The following is a 3,067-nucleotide window of genomic DNA, read 5'->3' on the forward strand; positions in this document are numbered from 1 at the left end:
TACTGGTTCGCGAAGATTCTGTCCGGGTCGAGTCGGTCGCGTACCGAGACGAAGTCGTCGAAGTGAGGGACGGTGGCCGAGAGGTCGGCGGCGGTCCTGGTGTGCATCTTGCCCCAGTGGGGCCGACCGTCCGCCGCGAGGAAGATCTCCTCGGCCGACCGGAAGAGTTCGGTGTGGTCCATCTGGTGGAACTGGTGGACCGCGACGTAGCAGACATCCCGCCGGTAGGCGGTCGACAACCACACGTCATCCGCCGCGGCGAACCGCACCTCGACGGGGAACGGCGTGACGACGCCGGTGCGGTCGATCATGTCGCGCAGGTCACCGAGCACGCCGGTGGCCGCGGCCACCGGCACCGCGTACTCCATCTCGCGGAAGCGCACCCGCCGCGGGGAGGCGAAGACCCGGTAACTGCGATCGGTGTACGCGCGGGCCGACATCGCGCGTGCGGCGACGCGGTTGAGTCGGGGGGTCAGCGTCGGCCGGCGTGCGGCCGTCCGGCACAGCGCACCGAAGGCCTCGTTGGACAGGAACTCGTCGGCGACCAGCTCGCGGATGCGGCCGAGCGGACGCAGGTCCGCGTCACCCGGCAACCTGGTGTTGCGTCTGACGGTGACGGCATCGGTGTGCGGGAACCAGAAGAACTCCGCGTGGTCGGCGGAGCTCGCGAAGCCCTCGAGATCGGCGAGTGCGGCCGTGAGGGTCCAGGGGTGTTCCTCGGCGCTCAGTGCGAACGCCGGCACGCAGTGAATGGTCAACTTGGTGATGATCCCGATCGCTCCGATCCCGAGGCGGGCCGCCTCGAACACGTCGGGATCCGCCTCGCGCGAACAGTCCAGGACGGAGCCGTCCGCCGTGACGATCTGCAGTCCGACCACGGTGGCCGGCAGGCCGACGGCGGTGCGGCCCGTGCCGTGGGTGCCCGTGGACACCGCGCCCGCCAGCGATTGCTCGGCGAAGTCGCCGAGGTTCGGCTGGGCGAGCCCGAGGTCCCAGAGCAGAGGGCCGAGCCGGTGGAGTCGGGTACCCGCCCAGACGGTCACGTCCGCCCCGTCGACGTTCCCCTCGGGATCGCGGGTCGGGACGATCGACTCGATCCCCGTCAGGTCGTCGAGCGAGATCAGCACCCCGTCGGTCGCCGCGGCGGGGGTGAAGGAGTGTCCGGCACCCACGCACTTGACCCTGGAGCCGCGCTCGGCGGCCGCGGTCACGACCCCGGTGACCTCGGCGACCGTCGTGGGGTCGGACCGGCCCGACGGCGAGGCGAGAACGTTTCCGGCCCAGTTGTGCCACCGCGTGGTCGAGGTCGTCATGGGTGCAGAGGCTACCTCCCGGGGCGGGTCCCGGGGCCGATCTGGACAAGAGACCAGATGCGGGTTCGGTCGCAGGCCGGGCGTGAGGTGTAGTGCGCCCGTCGCCTCGTCGTCGTCGTACCATGGACGAGTGACCAGACGCCTGCCATCCGATCAGCGCCGAGCGCAGCTCCTCCGGGCAGCCCTCGAGATCGCCGAACACTACGGGCTCGGAGCGGTGACCGTCCGCGGTGTCGCGGAGCGCGCCGGCGTCTCCCTGGGAGTGGTGCACTACTGCTACACCGACAAGGAGGAACTCCTCCGCGAGGTGATCGGTGCGGTCAACTCGGAGGTCCACCAGGCGGCCAGGGCGTTCATCAACGTCGACTTCGACTCGGGCGCCCTCGGCAGGGAGGGGCTGCGCCGGAGGCTCTACGAGGCCATCGACCTGATCTGGGCCGTCATCTCCGCCTCTCCGGACCGTCAGCTCCTCACCTACGAGATCGTCTCCTACTCGCTGCGCACACACGGGTCACCGGAGATCGGTCTGGCCCGTCATCAGCAGGAGTCCAACGAGGAGATCATCCGGTCCGTCCTCGAGCGGACCGCACAGTCCGCGGGTATGCGCTGGGGCATGGGACTCGACGAGATGGTCGGTGTCGTCGAGGCCACGGTCGCGGGGATCGGGTTGCGCTGGCAGATCTGCCGGGATGACGACGAGGCGATCGCTCTCCTCCACCGGGCGGTCGACCTCGTGGTCGCGGACGCGCACCCGATCGACGGCGACTAGGTCGACCCGGTGAGGGTAGAGGGGGTGACCGGGACCATGTCCGGACGCGCGAGCGACGCCGTGGAGGCGGTCGACGTCGCCACCACCGGGCTCGACGCACCGCTCGCGGCGCTCCACCTGCCCACCCTGCGGACGAACCTCGCCGATCTCCGGCGCCGGGCGGGCGGGACACGGATCCGCATCGCCAGCAAGTCCGTGAGGTCGCGCGGTGTGCTCGAGGAGGTCCTGGGCCCGGGGCTCCGCGGCGACGAGTCGGTGCGCGGGATCATGGCCTACTCGCTCGCGGAGGCCCTGTGGCTCGTCGAGGCGGGCTGTCGAGACGTCCTGCTCGGGTACCCCTCGGTCGACCGTGGCGCGCTCGGTCGGCTGGGCGCGGATCCGGCCGCGCTCGGGGCGGTGACGCTGATGGTCGACGACGAACGCCATCTGGAGATCGCCCGGGAGTCGGGTGCGGGCGGCGCGAGGGTGTGTGTCGACGTGGACGCCTCGCTCCGGTTGGGGCCGCTCCACCTGGGTGTGAGGCGGTCCCCGCTGCGGAGTCCGGTCGACGTGGAGCCTCTCGTCCGTCGCGCCGTCGACATGGGCTTCAGGGTGGTCGGCGCGATGTTCTACGAGGCGCAGGTCGCCGGCGTCCCCGACGACGTCCGGGGCGTGGGACTGGTCAAGCGCCTGTCCATGCGCCGTCTCCTGGGAGTGCGTCACGCGGTCGCCGACGTGATCGCCGGGCTCACCGGCGAGCGGCCGGAGATCGTCAACTCGGGCGGATCCGGTTCGATCGCCGAGAGCGCAGCGGACCCGGCGGTCACCGAGGTGACCGCCGGATCCGGTCTCTTCGTCCCCGGGCTGTTCGACCACTATCGGTCGTTCACCCCTCGCCCCTCGCTGTTCTACGCCCTGCCCGCCGTCCGCACCCCGGCGCGCGGCCTGACGACGTTCCTCTACGGCGGGTACGTGGCCTCCGGGGCGCCGGGGCCGGACCGGCTGA

The 3,067-nt window shown here is 71.2% G+C and carries 3 protein-coding genes; 2 read left to right on the forward strand and 1 reads right to left on the reverse strand.

Annotation, left to right across the window (positions count from 1 at the left end; all coding sequences use genetic code 11):
* Nucleotides 1-1,313 (reverse strand): D-arabinono-1,4-lactone oxidase (locus tag G6026_RS12725; RefSeq protein ID WP_182613388.1); only part of this gene is annotated, 1,313 nt, incomplete at its 3' end.
* A gap of 130 nt (nucleotides 1,314-1,443) precedes the next feature.
* Here G6026_RS12725 and G6026_RS12730 point away from each other — a divergent pair.
* Together G6026_RS12730 and G6026_RS12735 are read left to right on the forward strand one after the other, a co-directional pair.
* Complete coding sequence (locus G6026_RS12730; protein ID WP_107756737.1) at nucleotides 1,444-2,082, forward strand: TetR/AcrR family transcriptional regulator; 639 nt, start codon at nucleotides 1,444-1,446, stop codon at nucleotides 2,080-2,082.
* A 36-nt stretch (nucleotides 2,083-2,118) separates the two neighbouring features.
* Nucleotides 2,119-3,067 (forward strand): alanine racemase (locus G6026_RS12735; RefSeq protein ID WP_241728069.1); only part of this gene is annotated, 949 nt, incomplete at its 3' end.

The organism is Dietzia sp. DQ11-38-2 (assembly GCF_014145055.1).
Classification (GTDB): Bacteria; Actinomycetota; Actinomycetes; order Mycobacteriales; family Mycobacteriaceae; genus Dietzia.